The organism is Streptomyces sp. V2I9, from assembly GCF_030817475.1.
In the GTDB taxonomy this organism is placed as follows: domain Bacteria; phylum Actinomycetota; class Actinomycetes; order Streptomycetales; family Streptomycetaceae; genus Streptomyces.
The window spans coordinates 806,771-821,413 of record NZ_JAUSZJ010000002.1 but is presented as its reverse complement, the minus strand read 5'-3'; the positions used below and the strand labels follow the sequence as shown (position 1 = coordinate 821,413).

The 14,643-nt window shown below is 73.9% G+C and carries 15 protein-coding genes and 7 tRNA genes; 12 read left to right on the top strand and 10 right to left on the bottom strand.

Annotation, left to right across the window (positions count from 1 at the left end; genetic code table 11):
* Positions 1 to 201 precede the first annotated feature (201 nt).
* Together QFZ71_RS03680 and QFZ71_RS03675 are read left to right on the top strand one after the other, a co-directional pair.
* A complete protein-coding gene (locus QFZ71_RS03680; RefSeq protein ID WP_307666802.1) occupies positions 202 to 1,239 on the top strand; it encodes a phosphotransferase family protein in 1,038 nt (345 codons plus the stop codon).
* Between the two features lie 65 nt (positions 1,240 to 1,304).
* Positions 1,305 to 1,592 carry a zf-TFIIB domain-containing protein gene (locus QFZ71_RS03675; protein ID WP_307666801.1) on the top strand — a complete coding sequence of 96 codons (288 nt, stop codon included), beginning with the start codon at positions 1,305 to 1,307 and terminating at the stop codon, positions 1,590 to 1,592.
* 102 nt (positions 1,593 to 1,694) lie between these two features.
* Here QFZ71_RS03675 and QFZ71_RS03670 read toward each other — a convergent pair.
* The 5 genes from QFZ71_RS03670 to QFZ71_RS03650 all read right to left on the bottom strand — a co-directional run bounded on the left by QFZ71_RS03670 (position 1,695) and on the right by QFZ71_RS03650 (position 2,163).
* Positions 1,695 to 1,769, bottom strand: a tRNA-Val gene (locus QFZ71_RS03670).
* A gap of 28 nt (positions 1,770 to 1,797) precedes the next feature.
* Positions 1,798 to 1,869, bottom strand: a tRNA-Val gene (locus tag QFZ71_RS03665).
* A gap of 36 nt (positions 1,870 to 1,905) precedes the next feature.
* Positions 1,906 to 1,977, bottom strand: a tRNA-Val gene (locus QFZ71_RS03660).
* Position 1,978: 1 nt separating this feature from the next.
* A tRNA-Cys gene (locus tag QFZ71_RS03655) sits at positions 1,979 to 2,052 on the bottom strand.
* A 38-nt stretch (positions 2,053 to 2,090) separates the two neighbouring features.
* Positions 2,091 to 2,163 (bottom strand) — tRNA-Gly (locus QFZ71_RS03650).
* Positions 2,164 to 2,308: 145 nt separating this feature from the next.
* Between QFZ71_RS03650 and QFZ71_RS03645 the strand changes: the two genes are divergently transcribed.
* The 3 genes from QFZ71_RS03645 (at position 2,309) to QFZ71_RS03635 (ending at position 5,120) form a co-directional block, all read left to right on the top strand.
* A complete protein-coding gene (locus QFZ71_RS03645; RefSeq protein ID WP_307666800.1) occupies positions 2,309 to 3,364 on the top strand; it encodes a chorismate-binding protein in 1,056 nt (351 codons plus the stop codon).
* Positions 3,364 to 4,185 carry an aminotransferase class IV gene (locus tag QFZ71_RS03640; RefSeq protein ID WP_307671331.1) on the top strand — a complete coding sequence of 274 codons (822 nt, stop codon included), beginning with the start codon at positions 3,364 to 3,366 and terminating at the stop codon, positions 4,183 to 4,185. The genes QFZ71_RS03645 and QFZ71_RS03640 overlap by 1 nt, the downstream gene beginning before the upstream one ends.
* Before the next feature lie 95 nt (positions 4,186 to 4,280).
* Positions 4,281 to 5,120, top strand: coding sequence for a GNAT family N-acetyltransferase (locus QFZ71_RS03635; protein WP_307666799.1), 840 nt, complete (start codon positions 4,281 to 4,283; stop codon positions 5,118 to 5,120).
* Between the two features lie 95 nt (positions 5,121 to 5,215).
* On the opposite strand, the gene QFZ71_RS03630 is transcribed toward QFZ71_RS03635, so the two are convergent.
* Positions 5,216 to 5,734, bottom strand: a complete 519-nt coding sequence (locus QFZ71_RS03630; RefSeq protein WP_307666798.1) for a DsbA family protein — start codon at positions 5,732 to 5,734, stop codon at positions 5,216 to 5,218.
* A gap of 166 nt (positions 5,735 to 5,900) precedes the next feature.
* Here QFZ71_RS03630 and QFZ71_RS03625 point away from each other — a divergent pair, with 166 nt between their 5' ends.
* Positions 5,901 to 6,356, top strand: a complete 456-nt coding sequence (locus tag QFZ71_RS03625; RefSeq protein ID WP_307666797.1) for a hypothetical protein — start codon at positions 5,901 to 5,903, stop codon at positions 6,354 to 6,356.
* Between the two features lie 192 nt (positions 6,357 to 6,548).
* A complete protein-coding gene (locus QFZ71_RS03620; RefSeq protein WP_307666796.1) occupies positions 6,549 to 6,704 on the top strand; it encodes a hypothetical protein in 156 nt (51 codons plus the stop codon).
* Between the two features lie 17 nt (positions 6,705 to 6,721).
* Here the strand turns inward: QFZ71_RS03620 and QFZ71_RS03615 are convergent, their stop codons facing one another.
* The gene (locus tag QFZ71_RS03615; protein WP_307666795.1) at positions 6,722 to 7,306 is read right to left on the bottom strand and encodes a CGNR zinc finger domain-containing protein; all 585 of its coding nucleotides are present in this window, start codon (positions 7,304 to 7,306) and stop codon (positions 6,722 to 6,724) included.
* 262 nt (positions 7,307 to 7,568) lie between these two features.
* Complete coding sequence (locus QFZ71_RS03610; RefSeq protein WP_003959770.1) at positions 7,569 to 7,982, bottom strand: SsgA family sporulation/cell division regulator; 414 nt, start codon at positions 7,980 to 7,982, stop codon at positions 7,569 to 7,571.
* 190 nt (positions 7,983 to 8,172) lie between these two features.
* Here QFZ71_RS03610 and QFZ71_RS03605 point away from each other — a divergent pair, with 190 nt between their 5' ends.
* Positions 8,173 to 8,628: a TIGR02611 family protein gene (locus QFZ71_RS03605; protein WP_307666794.1), complete on the top strand. Its 456-nt coding sequence runs from the start codon at positions 8,173 to 8,175 to the stop codon at positions 8,626 to 8,628.
* A 54-nt stretch (positions 8,629 to 8,682) separates the two neighbouring features.
* Positions 8,683 to 8,754 (top strand) — tRNA-Val (locus QFZ71_RS03600).
* A 106-nt stretch (positions 8,755 to 8,860) separates the two neighbouring features.
* On the opposite strand, the gene QFZ71_RS03595 is transcribed toward QFZ71_RS03600, so the two are convergent.
* On the bottom strand, positions 8,861 to 11,482 hold the full coding sequence (locus tag QFZ71_RS03595; protein ID WP_307666793.1) for an SCO7613 C-terminal domain-containing membrane protein: 2,622 nt from the start codon (positions 11,480 to 11,482) through the stop codon (positions 8,861 to 8,863).
* A 140-nt stretch (positions 11,483 to 11,622) separates the two neighbouring features.
* Between QFZ71_RS03595 and QFZ71_RS03590 the strand changes: the two genes are divergently transcribed.
* Positions 11,623 to 11,694: transfer RNA gene (locus QFZ71_RS03590), tRNA-Val, on the top strand.
* Between the two features lie 66 nt (positions 11,695 to 11,760).
* On the opposite strand, the gene QFZ71_RS03585 is transcribed toward QFZ71_RS03590, so the two are convergent.
* Positions 11,761 to 12,486 (bottom strand): 3'-5' exonuclease, encoded by a 726-nt coding sequence (locus QFZ71_RS03585; RefSeq protein ID WP_307666792.1) that lies wholly within the window; start codon positions 12,484 to 12,486, stop codon positions 11,761 to 11,763.
* Positions 12,487 to 12,713: 227 nt separating this feature from the next.
* Between QFZ71_RS03585 and QFZ71_RS03580 the strand changes: the two genes are divergently transcribed.
* Complete coding sequence (locus tag QFZ71_RS03580; protein ID WP_307666791.1) at positions 12,714 to 13,310, top strand: DUF4365 domain-containing protein; 597 nt, start codon at positions 12,714 to 12,716, stop codon at positions 13,308 to 13,310.
* The gene (locus QFZ71_RS03575; RefSeq protein ID WP_307666790.1) at positions 13,310 to 14,566 is read left to right on the top strand and encodes a hypothetical protein; all 1,257 of its coding nucleotides are present in this window, start codon (positions 13,310 to 13,312) and stop codon (positions 14,564 to 14,566) included. Before QFZ71_RS03580 ends, QFZ71_RS03575 begins: the two co-directional genes overlap by 1 nt.
* The last annotated feature ends 77 nt before the right edge of the window (positions 14,567 to 14,643 follow it).

The window sequence follows — 14,643 nt, the reverse complement described above, 5'->3', positions numbered from 1 at the left end:
ACATCCGGCCAACAGCCCCGTGGGGACGGGGGTGCGGCGGACGGCAGCGTTTGTCCGGTCAGCTGGGGAGCTGACCGGACATCGCGCTGTCCGGGGTGAGGACTCTCGCCCGGCCGGAGTACGGTGCCGACTCCTCGGCCCGCCCCGCGTTACGCTCACGGCTGGACCGGTGCCACGGCCGGGCCGACCGCGGGGGAGCCGTTGACCACCACCCAGACCTCAGTCGTCCACGACCTGGGCGCCCTCGCGCACCGCCTCGCCCATCCCGCCGGGACACCGTGCGTGTGCGAGCCGCCGCAGGTGCTCGCGGACCGGCCCGACGGCACCGTCGTCCGCAGCGGTGCGATCGTCGCCAAGGCCCACGCCGCCGACGCCGACCGCGAAGCGCTGGCGGCCCGGATCGCCCTGGCCGCCGCCCCCGGACTCACCGGCATCCTGCTCCCGCCCCTCACCGCCCCGGAAGTTCCGGGGACCGCCGGAGAGATCCGGCACCCGGAACTCTCCGGTGATCCGCGGGACCCGGTGCCGGCCGGGCACGCCGCCGTACCCGGCGCCCGCCCCGTCACGCTCTGGCCGCTCGGCACACCCGTGGACCCCGCCGATCCCGGAGCCGCCCCCTGGGCCGAGGCCGCCGGGCTGCTCGCCCGTCTGCACCGGACGGAGCCCCCGTTCCCCCTGCCGCCGATGCGCGGTCCGGCCAAGGCGGCGCGTGCCGTCGCCCGGATGTGCGCCGCACTCCCCGGTGCCCCGGCCGCCCTGCCCGTCCTGGCGGGCTGGCACGCCCTGCCCGCCTGGGCACGGGGGGAGTCCCCGCCGTCCATGCGGCGCGACCGCTTCCTGTGCCACGGTGACCTCCACCTCGGGCAGCTCGTACGCCATCCCGCGCCGGACGGACCCTGGCTGCTCATCGACGTGGACGACGCGGGAACGGGCGATCCGGCCTGGGACCTCGCCCGGCCCGCCGCCTGGTACGCGGCCGGGCTCCTGGCCCCCGAGGACTGGTCCGTCTTCCTGCGCGCCTACCGGTCCGCCGGGGGACCGGCCGTACCCGCCGCCGGCGACCCCTGGCCCGTGCTGGACGTCCCGGCCCGCGCGCTGACGGTGCAGACGGCGGCCGTCGCCCTCGCCAAGTGCGCCGCGGAGCGACGGGACCCGGACGCGCACGAACAGCTGATGATCGAATCCTGTGCCCGAATCGCTACGCTGCCGCCCGAGTTGGCCAGCGGTCCCGCGTCGTAGGGTGAACGGACCGCCGCCGGGCAGACATTCCGGCGACGGCACAACGAGGGCGAGGAGCCGAGCCGATGATGCAGTGTCCGAAGTGTCACGCGCAGATGAACACGTACAACCGCAACGGCGTTCAGATCGAGCAGTGCAGCGGGTGCCGGGGGATATTCCTCGACTACGGCGAGCTGGAGTCGCTGACCCGTCTGGAGTCCCAGTGGGCCCAGCAGGCTCCCCCCGCCCCGCCGCAGGCGTACCCGGCCGCCCCGCCCGCCGCCCACGCTCCTGCCTGGGGAGCGCCGCAGCACGGCGGACACTACGGCCACCACCGCCAGAAGGGCTTCGGCCGCATGCTGTTCTCGTCCTGAGCGGTCCCCGTGCGGCTCGGACCCTCCAGGTCATCCGGGCCGTACGGGGTGGACCGTACGACGAAAGAACCCCCGGCCGTGGAGACGGCCGGGGGTTCTTGCTGGTGCGCGATACTGGGATTGAACCAGTGACCTCTTCCGTGTCAGGGAAGCGCTCTCCCGCTGAGCTAATCGCGCAGGTTGCCCTGCGTGTACTGCGCGTGCGTGCGCGATACTGGGATTGAACCAGTGACCTCTTCCGTGTCAGGGAAGCGCTCTCCCGCTGAGCTAATCGCGCGGGGATCCTTGCGGACCGGTGATCCTTACGGATCAGTGGACGATACTGGGATTGAACCAGTGACCTCTTCCGTGTCAGGGAAGCGCTCTCCCGCTGAGCTAATCGTCCTTGGAGGTGGAGACGGGATTTGAACCCGTGTAGACGGCTTTGCAGGCCGTTGCCTCGCCTCTCGGCCACTCCACCAGGGATGGGGGCTCGGGAAGAATCCCCCACCTTGTACGAGCGGACGACCAGGTTCGAACTGGCGACCTCAACCTTGGCAAGGTTGCGCTCTACCAACTGAGCTACGTCCGCTTGTCTTTCCCGGTCCGCTTGCGCGTCCCGGCGACGTGTTGAACTCTAGCGGATTCCTGGGCCAGCACAAAAACGCGTTTGCGCAGCGTGCTGCGGTGGCCTCGCCCCGACGCAGGTCACCGCGCACCGTCCTAGACTCCTTGGTGTGTCCGACCTCGTCCCCTTGGCCCGTTTCGACGGCCTCATAGCCACCGGTCTGCAGGATGTGACCCATGACCCCGCGGCTCTCGACTCGTCCGGTTTCTGGGCGGTCTCCGCGGACTTCGAGGGCCGTGTCGTCTGCGCCCGCTTCTCCGACGTACGCAGGGAAGAGGTGCCCCCTCCCGTCCCCGGAGCCTGGCGCGGGCCCGTCGCCGGGGACTGGACCTCCTCACTGGACCGTGACGCCTACACGGCGGGCGTACGGCGGATCCGTGAACACATCGCGGCCGGAGACGTCTACCAGGCCAACCTCTGCCGGGTGCTGTCCGCGCCGCTCCCCGACGGCGGGACCGGAGCCGACGTGGACGCCCTGACCTCCCTGCTCGCCCGCGGCAACCCCGCCCCTTACGCGGGCACGATCCGGCTGCCCGGCCACGGCGTGGAGATCGCCACCGCCTCCCCGGAGCTCTTCCTGAAGCGCGACGGACGGACCGTGGAGTCCGGGCCGATCAAGGGGACCGGCCGGACCGAGGCGGATCTGCTGGAGAAGGACCACGCGGAGAACGTGATGATCGTGGACCTGGTCCGCAACGACCTGGGCCGGGTCTGCGCCACCGGGAGCGTGAGCGTGCCCGATCTGTGCGTGGTGGAGAAGCATCCGGGCCTCGTCCACCTCGTCTCCAGCGTCCGGGGCCGGCTGGCCGACGGGGCGGGCTGGCCCGAACTGTTCGCGGCCGCTTTCCCGCCCGGTTCGGTCACCGGCGCGCCGAAGTCCAGCGCGCTGCGGATCATCGCCGAGCTGGAGCGGGCCCCGCGCGGGCCCTACTGCGGGGCGATCGGGTGGGTCGACGCCGACCGGGGCGCCGCCTCGCTCGCGGTGGGCATACGGACGTTCTGGATCGACCGGACCGGGCCCGCGCCGCTGCTGCGGTTCGGGACGGGCGCCGGGATCACCTGGGGCTCCGACCCCGAGCGCGAGTGGGACGAGACCGAGCTCAAGGCATCCCGGCTGCTCGCTGTGGCGTCGGGCACGTATCCGGAGACAGGAAGGGCCGCATGATGAGGATCTGGGTCAACGGCGGGCTGCGGAACGCCGACGACGCCCGGCTGTCGGTGCTCGACCACGGACTGACCGTGGGCGACGGCATCTTCGAGACGGTACGTACGAGCGAGGGGCGCCCCTTCGCGCTGACCCGGCACCTCGACCGCCTCACCCGGTCCGCCCGCGGGCTGGGCCTGCCCGACCCGGACCACGACGAGGTCCGTCGCGCCGCCGCGGCGGTCATCGACGCCAACCCCGTCGCCCTGGGGCGGCTGCGGATCACTTACACCGGCGGGCTCTCCCCGCTCGGCTCGGACCGGGGCGACGACGGGCCGAGCCTGGTGGTCGCCCTCGACGGGGTGCGCCGCCGCCCGGACAGCACGGCGGTGATCACCGTCCCCTGGACCCGCAACGAACGCGGTGCGCTCGCGGGGCTGAAGACCACCTCGTACGCCGAGAACGTCGTCGCCCTGGCCCGGGCACGGGAGCGGGGTGCGTCCGAAGCGCTGTTCCCCAACACCGCCGACCGCCTCTGCGAAGGCACCGGCTCCAACGTCTTCGTCGTCCTGGACGGCCGCATCCACACGCCGCCGGTCGCGTCCGGCTGCCTCGCCGGGATCACCCGCGCGCTGACCGTGGAGTGGACCGGGGCGGAGGAGACCGATCTGCCGATGGACGTGCTGGCCGAGGCCGACGAAGTGTTCCTGACCTCGACGCTCCGCGACGTCCAGGCGGCGCACCGGATCGACGACCGCACGCTGACGCCGGAGGTCGGACCGGTGACGGCGAAGGCGATGCGGATCTTCGCCGAGCGAGCGGGCGACGACCTCGACCCGTGAACCGGCCGCCGAGGTCCCTCGCCCCCGGACCGGGGTGAGCCCGGCGGCCGGGAAATGCGCGTGACGGGAGGGCGCGAAGGGGATACAACCCCTTGATGACCACGACCCTCCGGCCGTCCGGGCCGCTTCAGCAGAGTGACGGCGGCGCGCGGTCGCGCCACTACGACGTGTGCGACAACGGGCGGCCGGTCGGCGCCGTGGCGATCAGCACCGACGGGGCCTTCGGCCCCACCGCCGGTGTGCTGACCTCCCTCGCCGTCGACGAGGCGCGGCGCAGGCGCGGCCGGGGCACCATCGCCGCGCTCGCCGCCGAGGAGGTGCTGCGCGGGTGGGGCTGCACCCGCGTAGGCGTCGAGGTGCCCGCCGGCAACGAGCCCGCCCGGCGTCTGGCGACCGCCCTCGGCTACACGGAGCGCAGCCGCAACATGGTCAAGGAACTCGGCCCGGACACCGCCCCGCTGCCCGCCGGGCTCACCGCACGTGCCATGGGCGAGGAGGAGTTCGCCGCCTGGCGGCAGGACGCGGTCCGGTCGTACGCGCGGAGCTGGGTGGAGCGAGGGGTGGAGCCCGAGCAGGCCCGGCTCAAGTCCGAGGCCGACCACGCCGCCCACCTGCCGGACGGACTGGCGACCGAGGGCGTCCGCTTCCGGGTGCTGGTGCGGGCCGGCGAGGTCGTCGGCCATGTGTGGGTGGCGCTGCGGGAGCTGGAGCCGGGCGGCCCGGAGGCCGGATTCGTCTTCGACGTCGAGGTGCGCGAGGAGCATCGGGGCCGGGGCCACGGGCGCGTGTTGATGCTGCTCGCCGAGGACATCACGCGCGACTGGGGCGCGGACCGGCTCGGCCTGCACGTCTTCGCGTCCAACACCCCGGCCCTGAAGCTGTACGAGTCCCTCGGCTACACGACGACGCGGTACAACCTGGCCAAGGTGCTGTAGCGGACCCCGGAGCCGGAGGCGCCCGGCGGCCACCCGGAGCGCGGCGCCGCCCGGCCACCGGTCGGGCCGCCCGGCCGTCGCGCCGTGGCCCCCGGCTACCGGTCGAGGGCGGCCGGCATGTCGTCGATGATCTTCTCGATCCGCTCGCGCAGCCCGTCCTGGCTCTTGCCGCCGTCCAGCCGCTCATCGCCGATCACATAGGTCGGGGTGCCGGTGACGCCGATCGCCTTGCCCTCCGCCTGGTCGGCGTCCACGATCAGCAGATGGCGGCCGTCGATCAGCGCCGTGTCCAACTCCTCGGCGTCCAGCCCCAGTTCGCGCGCCACGTCGAGGAGCAACGGCTCGCCCCTGCGCCCGAGCTCGGCGGTCCGGGCCAGCAGGGCCTCGACGTACGGCCGGCCCTGCCCCTGTTCGATCGCCTCCTCGGCGGCCTGGGCCGCGGCGTAGGCGTGCTTGTTCTTCTCCAGCGGGAAGTGCCGCAGCCGGATCTCGAGGCGGTCCCCGTACCGCTCGCGCAGGGCGCGCACATCGTCGAGGGCTCGGTGGCAGTCGGGGCACTGGAGGTCGCACCAGACGTCGAGGACGACCGGTGCCGCAGGGGTGGAATCGCTCATGTGCTCAGTCTCCCAGGCCGGGCGGGGGCGGCCCAATCCGGACCGGGCCACCCCTTGGGGAGGAGCCCGGCCCTGAAATGTCCCTGAGGTGGACCGCCGCCGTGGCCCCACCGGCGGCCGCCGGTGCAGGATGGAGGGGACGTACCCCCTGCGCCTGGAGGCCGTGATGCTTGCCGAAACGATCTGTTCCGCGGTGTCGGCGGCGGGCCTGGGGATCGCCGCGGTGACCGCGTACCGCAAGCGGTTCCTCACGGCGACGCGCCTCGCCGCCTATTCCCTGGTCCCGGTCGGGCTCGTGCTGACCGGGGTCGTCGAATGGGCCGCCGGTATCGCCTTCAAGCCGAGTGTCTGGATCGGTGTCGGGGTGCTCGGCCTCTCCTGGCTGTTGTTCATGACCACCCGCGCCGTCGAGCGCCGTGGCGGCACCACCCGCGCGGAACGCAAGGCCGTGCGGGCCGCCGGCCGGAACGGGGCGGTCGCCCCCGCCGTGTCCGCCCCCTCCCTCGGTGCGGGCGCCGCGTCCGGCCCCACGGCGGCGAAGCCGAAGAGGAAGCAGGAGTCCGCCGCGGCCGGCGACGATTTCGGCGACATCGAGGCGATCCTCAAGAAGCACGGCATCTGAGGGCCTCGGGAGCACGGCGGCCGGGGCGGCGACCGCCCCGGCCGTCACCGACGGGCAGGCCCACCGCCCCGAACACCTGGCGGCGATCCGTACGCCGGAGCGATTACCGATGGCCACGGGATGGTGAACTCCCGCGAGAACACCCCTGGTTGATCGCCAAGCCGGTCGTCGGTGCGTCATGATCACCCCGAGATGGTGGACACTTCCCGGGGCGAAGCCCCCGCACGCCCCGCCGAAGAGCCTCGCGGCTGCCTCTTCGCGCTTTCCCAGCCGCCCCTGATGATCTTTCTGGCGGTGGTCGGGGGGCTGTTACTGATGGCCGCCGTCCATGACCTCTTCCTGCTGTGAGCCGCGCCGTGCGGGCCTCAGCCCGCGGCTTCCTTGCGCCGGGCCCGGTACGCCGCGACATGGAGACGGTTCCCGCACGTACGGCTGGAGCAGTAGCGGCGGGAGCGGTTGCGCGACAGGTCGACGAAGGCGTGCCCGCAGTCCGGCGCCTCGCAGCGCCGCAGCCGCTCCTGCTCGCCCGCCACGATGATGAACGCCAGCGCCATGCCGCAGTCCGCCGCGAGGTGGTCGGCGATCGAGGCGTCCGGCGCGAAGTAGTGGACGTGCCAGTCGTAGCCGTCGTGGTCGGTGAGCTGCGGGGTGGTCCCGGCGGCCGCGACGAGCCGGTTGACCAGGTCGGCCGCGCTGCGGGGGTCGGGCGCCGCGAAGACCTCGGCGAAACGCGCCCGGACCTCGCGTACGGCGTTCAGGTCCTTCTCGCCGAGGGCGCCGACCCCGCTGATGTGATGCCGCTCCGCGAAGGCGTACAGCGCCGCCACGTCGGGGAGTCCGTCACCGGGCTCGTCCGCGGGGTCGTCCCGGAGCGGCTCGCTCTCCGGTGCGGTGTTCACCAGATCGACCACCGTGTCGAGGGCGATCCGGGTGTCGTGAGGGATCAGCACGCTTCGCTCCCTGGCCTCCGGCGGGCGGGCGCCTGCCGATGGCGGCTGACTCTACTGGCTCGCCGCGCCGGTGCCGGGCCCCGGTGGGACCCGGCCGAGAGCGGAACGAGGCGGTCCGGCACCGGGGGAGCGGAGGCGGTGAGCGCGCCGACGCCGTCGCCGCGGTGGATTCCGCGACGACGGCGTCATGGTCAGCCCTATGCGGTTGTGATGACGACGCCGTCGCCCCGAGTCGGACGGCGTCGTACGGCTCCCTGCCCGGCTAGCTCTCGGCCAGGATGTGGGAGAGCTCCGTGTCCAGATCGAAGTGACGATGTTCGGTGCCGGGCGGAACCGCGGCGTCGGTCCTCTTCAGGAACGACTCCAGGGCCCGCGCCGGAGCTTCGAGCAGGGCTTCGCCCTCCGGGGAACTCAGGGCGATGCAGACGACGCCTTGACCGTGACTACGAGATGGCCAGACGCGGACGTCACCGGTGCCGGTGGGCCTGTGCAGCCCCTCGGCGAGGAGGTCGCGGGCGAATACCCACTCGACCGTCTCTTCCGCTCCGGTGTGGAAGGTGGCGTGCACGGCATAGGGATCGGCCGTGTCATACCGCAGGCCCGCAGGTACAGGCAGTGAGGACTCGCTCGACACAACGAGGCGCAGGTGCAGCTCGCAGCTGACCGTGGTGTTCATAAGCGCCAGGGCCTTTCGCTCAGTGTGCGCTCGGGGATTCGCACGTCGGCGAAATCGACATGCCACCTACGGTGGCGTTGTAAACCCCTCTGACCCATTTGTGATGCTTCGGGTCCCCCGCTCAGCGGCGTGTAACTTTGAGTTATGCACCCATTCCAGTGACGACGACGGGTCGGGTAAGTTGAGTTTCATGAACGCGGAGAGTGACGAGCGGACCAAGGTCGCCGAGCAGGCCGACCCGGCGTCCGCCACGGGGGAATCGGGCCGGGAGGAACGCGAGCTGGGCTCGCGGGCCCCCGGTTTCATCAAGGCGTCGAAGGCGCTGCATCTGAGCTGGCAGGTCGGCGTCTTCGTCGTCGGGCTCGGCGTCGTGATCGCGGGTGTGCTCATGCTGGTGCTGCCCGGCCCCGGCTGGCTGGTGATCTTCGGTGGCATGGCGATCTGGGCGACCGAGTTCGTCTGGGCACAGCTCGTGCTGCGCTGGACCAAGCGCAAGGTCACCGAGGCGGCGCAGCGGGCGCTCGACCCCAAGGTCCGGCGGCGCAACATCATCCTCACCACCGTCGGGCTCGTGATCATGGCGATCCTGGTGGGGGTCTACGTCTGGAAGTTCGGGCTCACCATGCCGTGGAAGATCAGCGAGTGACTCCCACGTGGTCCGGAAGCACCGCTGACATGGGGTAATGTTTGCGGTGCGCCGGGGCGATTAGCTCAGTGGGAGAGCGCTTCGTTCACACCGAAGAGGTCACTGGTTCGAACCCAGTATCGCCCACCCGGACAGAGGGCCCGGAAGACGGAATCCGTCTTCCGGGCCCTCCGCGTTGTCCGTTTTTCCCGGTCGGGGGCGGCCGCACGGCCGCCCCCGACCGGGGCGGGGCTCACCGCATCCGGCCCAGCGCGTCCTTGAGGCGGCGGGCGTCGCGCAGCCGCTGCTCGTACGTCGCGCCCACCACCAGCAGGAGCAGTCCGGCCAGAGCCGGCGGCAGCCAGCGCGGGAGCGCCCCCGCCACCTGCACCACGTAAGGGGCCAGCTCGTGCAGCGCGTCCAGCGCGAGCACCGCCCCGCCCAGGACCAGCAGCGCCTGGAGGCGGTGGCGCGCGCCCAGCAGGGTGACCACCAGCGCTGCCACCCCCAGCAGCAGCGGCCGCTGCCAGTCCGGGTCCGTCCAGGCGACCGCCAGGCTCGGCAGCAGCGTCGCCGCGAGCCCCGGCCCGTACGCCGTCCAGGACGACGCCTCCGGGTCCTCGCGCCGCCGCAGGAAGCCGACGACCAGCGCGGGCACCGTCACCGGCAGCGTGTACGCCTCCGGGAACGACACCCCCGATGCCGCCAGCCGTACCCAGGCGGCCAGCACGAACAGTCCCGCCGCGAGCCGGCCCGCCGCCTGCCGCCGCTCCGGCCGCACCGCGGCGCCCGCCGCCAGCACCCCGCACAGCGCCAGCGTCAGGGCCAGGAACGGAGCGTCGGACACCGCGAGCCCCACCGCGACCAGTGCCCCCGGCACGCCCGCCAGTTCCACCGGCAAGGCCACCGCGTCCCGCCGCAGCCGCGCCCCCAGCAGCACCGTCAGCGCGGGCACCAGGAGGAGCAGCGGCGCGGACTCGTACGGAGCGAGCTCCAGGGACCGGCCCGCGAACCCCGTGAGCACGGTGCCCCAGGCCACCGCCGCGACCGCGCACACCGCACGTGGCACCCCGGCACCCGCCCGGACCGCCGCCCCCGCGAAGAGGGCCGCCAGCGCGCCGGACACCGCGTAGGAGGCGCCCTCGGCGGCCAGTGACAGGAGCCCGACGCTCACCGCCCCGGCCACTGCCGCCACCAGTGCGGTCACCGGTACCGCCGCGGTGTCCCGGCCGCGCCCCGCGCCACGTACGGCCAGGGCGAGCAGACCGGCCACCAGCAGCGTCTCCGCGCCCACCGCGAGGGCGTACGGCACGTTCAGCACGGCCCCGGCCGACAGCAGCGCGCCCCAGCCGAGCGCCACCGCCCCGGCGCCCGCGGCACCGCGCAGCACCGCCTCGGAGGGACGCCGCCGGGCGGCGGCCCCGCCGGGGGCGTACCAGGGCGCTCCGGCCCCGTACGCCGCCGTCCCCTGCGACCAGCCCTCCGGCGCGCTTCCCGTCGTCCCCGGCGTCCCGGCCGTCCCCGGCTCCCGTGCGGTCAGCGGTGCCGCGATCCGTACCAGCGACGGCCACCACCGGTACGCCGACCCCAGCAGCGCGGCCGTCAGGGCGAGCACCACCGGCGCCATGGCCGACTCCGACCACGGCAGCGTCGAGCCCAGCGCGGACCGGAAGCCCTCCGGCGAACCGGCCCAGACGTCCGGCAGCAGCGTCACCGGGCCCAGCAGCACGGCCGCGACCAGCGGCACCGCCCCCACCAGCGCACCGGCCACCACCGCAGCCGACGCCGCCAGCACCCCGCGCGCCGAGTCCCTCGGGAGCCGGGTCCGCACCACCGCGGTCAGAGCGAGTCCGCACAGCAGATACGCGAGCACCGGCCAGCCGTCCGGCATCGCCGCCGCGGGTACGCCGCCGACCGCGGCCACCGCCGTGAGCCCCGCCACCGCGCCGCCCACGAGCGCGAAGCCCTTCGGGGCGTGCCACACACCGGCCAGGGCCGCCGCCGCTGCCGCCAGCAGCAGCGCGCCCGGCGCCGACGCGCCGAGCGGCCCGGAGGCCGTCGTGGACAGCGTCAGGCCCACCAGCAGCGCCGAGAGGCCCAGCGCCGCGCCGCCGGCGCACGCCGTGATCCGCACCCCGAGGCCCCGGCCCCGCAGCGCGATCACGCCGTCCATCACCGCCGTCACCAGCAGCGCCCAGCCGACGACCAGCGCCGGCGCGCCCGCCGCCCACGCCCAGAACAGCAGCGGCCACTGCGCCAGCACCACGGCGGCCGGCAGCGGCAGGCGGAGTTTTCCGAGCGCCAGGCCGTACGCCGTCCACAGCGCCGCCAGCACCGCGCAGGCCACGGCCGTGAAGCCCAGCCCGTCCGTCTCCGGGGCGGCCACCGCGTGGACCGCGTAGACATCGAGCAGGGTCAGCACCAACGCCAGAGCCGTCACCGCCTCGGCGGTGGCGGTCAGCCCGCGCCGCAGCAGCACCGCCGGGGTGATCAGCGCTCCCAGGGTCACCGCGGACAGCACGGCCGACCGGCCGGCGATCCCCATCGAGCCCCAGCTCACCAGGGTGAACGCGACGGCCGCGACCGTCAGCAGCAGCCCGCCCAGCGTCAGCAGGACGTTCTGCGCGCTGCGCGGCGCGGACGCCTGCTTGCCGGGGACGTAGCCCCACGGCTGCGCCGGAGCGCCCGGCCGGCCGACGGGCGGTGCGCCCCAGGCGGAGGGGTTCCAGCCGGGGGCGGCGGCCGTCGCGGGCGGCCGCAGTGCGGCGAGCAGCCAGGCGCGCCGGGTCAGCAGCTGGGCGCGGCGGGCGTCCAGCTCGGCGAGTTCGCGGTCGAGGCGGGCCAGTTCCTCGGCGGGCGGGGGCACAGGTTCCATGCAGGGGAGTGTGACCCCGGCCGCCCGGCTCGTACATGCGCTCGGATACTTACTTCCCGGCCACGGAGGCTCTGAGTAGAGCCCGGCCGGAAGCGGTTTGAACGAAGCCCGCGGAGCCCTGTATGGTTCAACCCGTTCCCGGGCGATTAGCTCAGTGGGAGAGCGCTTCGTTCACACCGAAGAGGTCACTGGTTCGAACCCAGTATCGCCCACCGGGGAAAGCCGGTCCGCACGCGTCACGCGGACCGGCTTTCGCATGTCCGGTCCCGCCCCGCCCCTCATGCCGCCGCGGGCAGTTCGGGGCGCAGCGGCCACGACGGGTCCACCGTCTCCGGCGTCCCGCTCTTCGCGAACCACGCCTCCAGGCCCCGCGCCTGGGCCGCGTGCCAGGTCGCCTGGAGGGTGTGCAGCTCGGACGGTGACAGCCGTTCCAGCCGGGTCGAGAAGCGCCGGCACACCGCCCGCACCAGCTCCAGCGAGGCCGTGGCGTCGGCCGCCGCGTCGTGGGCCCCGTCGAGCACCACCCCGTACCGCGCGCACAGGTCCGTGAGCGTGCGGCGGCCCTTGCGGTAGCGGTCCAGATGCTTGTCCAGCACGCGCGGGTCCACCACCCGCATCGGCGCCCCGTCCAGATACCCGGTGAGCGACGACGCCCGGTGGCGCCTCAACTCGCGGTCCAGCAGCGTCAGGTCGAAGGGCGCGTTCATCACGACGAGCGGCCGGCCCGTCGCGCAGCTCTCCGCCAGCGCGCGGGCCATCTCGTCCATCACCGGTGCCGGCCACCGCCCGTTGCGCTGAAGGTGATCGTCGGTCAGACCGTGGACCTCGGTCGCCCCCGGCGGGACCGGAACCCCCGGATTGACCAGCCACCGGGTGACGCGGACGCGACCGCCCGCGGTGTCCTGCGCGACGAGAGCGGCCGAAACGATCCGGTCCTGCTCGACGTCCACGCCTGTCGTCTCCGTGTCAAAAGCGGCCAGCGGCCCTTCGAACCAGTGCATCATCCCCGAACTCCTCGCACCCGCACGGCAGATGGAATGTTTCCTCTGCCCGATATCGGTGATACCCGGACCGTTTGCCTGATACGCCGTTTGCGGGCGGTCCGATGCGGTGACAACACTGGTGTGACGCCGAGGAGTTGTGCCCGGCGTCCGTCGATCCGCCCCGCCCACGACATTCCGCCGGCAGGCCGTCTGCCGTCGATCGGCACGCCCGGAAGGCACACGGAGCCATGGCGCTCGCGCAGCCCGACCCCGGGGGAACCGCCCGCGCCGAGGCCACCGGGCCCCGGCTTCCGCAGCAGCCCGACGCGCCGCTGCGCGGCTCCCTCGCCACCACCGCCTGCATGGAGACCCTTCAGGTGGGCTATCTGCACGCCGTCGCGGCGGCCGCCGGATGCTCCCTGTCCCAGCCCTTCCCCGACAACGGCATCGACTGGCACGTCACCCACGGGGCCGCCGCCCACACCGTCGACGACGAGGTGACCATCAAGGTGCAGCTCAAGTGCACCTACCAGATACCGCCGCACCCGGCGGGCGGGGCGTTCTCCTTCACCCTCGACAACGCCCACCTCGTCAAACTCGCCCGCAGCCCCGTGTCGGTGCACAGGATCCTCGTCGTGATGATCGTCCCCCGCAGCCAGGACGACTGGCTGCGCGCCGGGCCGGGCGGCCTCGACCTGCGGCACTGCTGCTACTGGACCAACCTGGCCGGCCACGCGGTGACGGGCCGGTACCGGACCACTGTGCGCATCCCGACCTCGCGGATCTTCGACGACCGCGCACTCTGCGACATCATGGCCCGCGTCGGGGCCGGAGGGAGACCCTGATGCACCGGTCGATGGACGAACCCACGGGCGGGGCGGGGCTGCCCGCCGCCCGCTCGCATCCCGGCGCCCGCCCCTGGCCCCCACCGCTCGCCGAGTCCGGGGCGCGGCCGCCCGACCCCGCCGTCCTCGGGGCCCTCCTGCGGCGGTACGGCTGGCAGCGGCGCGGGGGAGCGCCCGGACGGTACGGCCGCTGGACCCCGCCGGGGGCCACCTCCGGGGCGGCCGGACTGCTGGTGCCCGAGAGCGCGGCCTTCCCCGACAGCGGGGAGCTGCTCGAGGAGGCCCTCGTCGCGCTCGGCCACAGCTCCCACCCCTCAGCCCGCGACATCCTCGTCTCCCTCGCCGTGCCCAGCGACGAGATCCGCTGGTGGCGCGAGGTCCCCGAGTCGGCGGCCGGGGCCGCCGGCGCGGCGGGCTGGACAGAGGCGGAGGAGCTGCGGTCGGCCGCCCGGCAGGTCCTCCTGGCCGGAGCCCTCGCGGCGTGCGGCCGGGCCGGCTACCACGGGGCCCGGCACCGCAGGAAGGCGCGGGCCGCCCTGGACGACGCACTGCTCGGGCCCGGCGCCGACGGCCGCGGCCTCACCGCGTACGTTCCCGTCGCCTCCGGGCGCGCCGTCGCCGTCCAGCTCTGCCACGCCCTGCACGCCACCCGCGAGGCGGTGGACTACCAGCGGGCGACCGGCGGCATGGACGCCTTCGACAGCGCGGTCGCGGCGGGCGCCGGCCGCGAGCTGACCGAGGCGCTGATCGCCCTGGTGCGCGGCTCCGAGGGGGCCCGGATCGTTCTGCGCTGGGCGCCTGCCGCCGGCACCCCGGAGGGCTGTCCGGCCCGCCCCGCCCCCGTCGAGTTCTCCCCCGGCGACCTGCCCGCCCTGCGTGCCGCCGGAGCCCGCTACCTCCGCGACGAACCCGCCGTGCACGTGCGGCTGACCGGCGCGGTGGTCCGGCTCCGGCGCTCGGGACCGCGCGGCGCCGGGATCGTACGACTGCGGGTGCTGGCCGGGGCCGAGGTCGGGCACGTCCGGGTGGAGCTGGACGAGGAGGCGTACCGCATCGCGGGCCACGCCCACCTGGTGGGGCTGCCGCTGAGGGTGGAGGGACGGCTGGAGAGCCGCGGCGGCTTCCGGCGGCTCACCGGGGCCTCCCGGGTCGCGCCCGTACAGGTCGACGAGGCGGAGCGGGACCGGCTGATGAAGGCCCTCCAGGAGAACGTGGACTTCTTCGAGGAGGCGTGCGCGGGGGAGGAGGAGCCGTAGCCCCACCAGGAAGGCGTTCGCGTCGGGGGCGTACGGCTCGGTACGATTCGCATTGCTTGGCCATGTGAAGGCAGGCA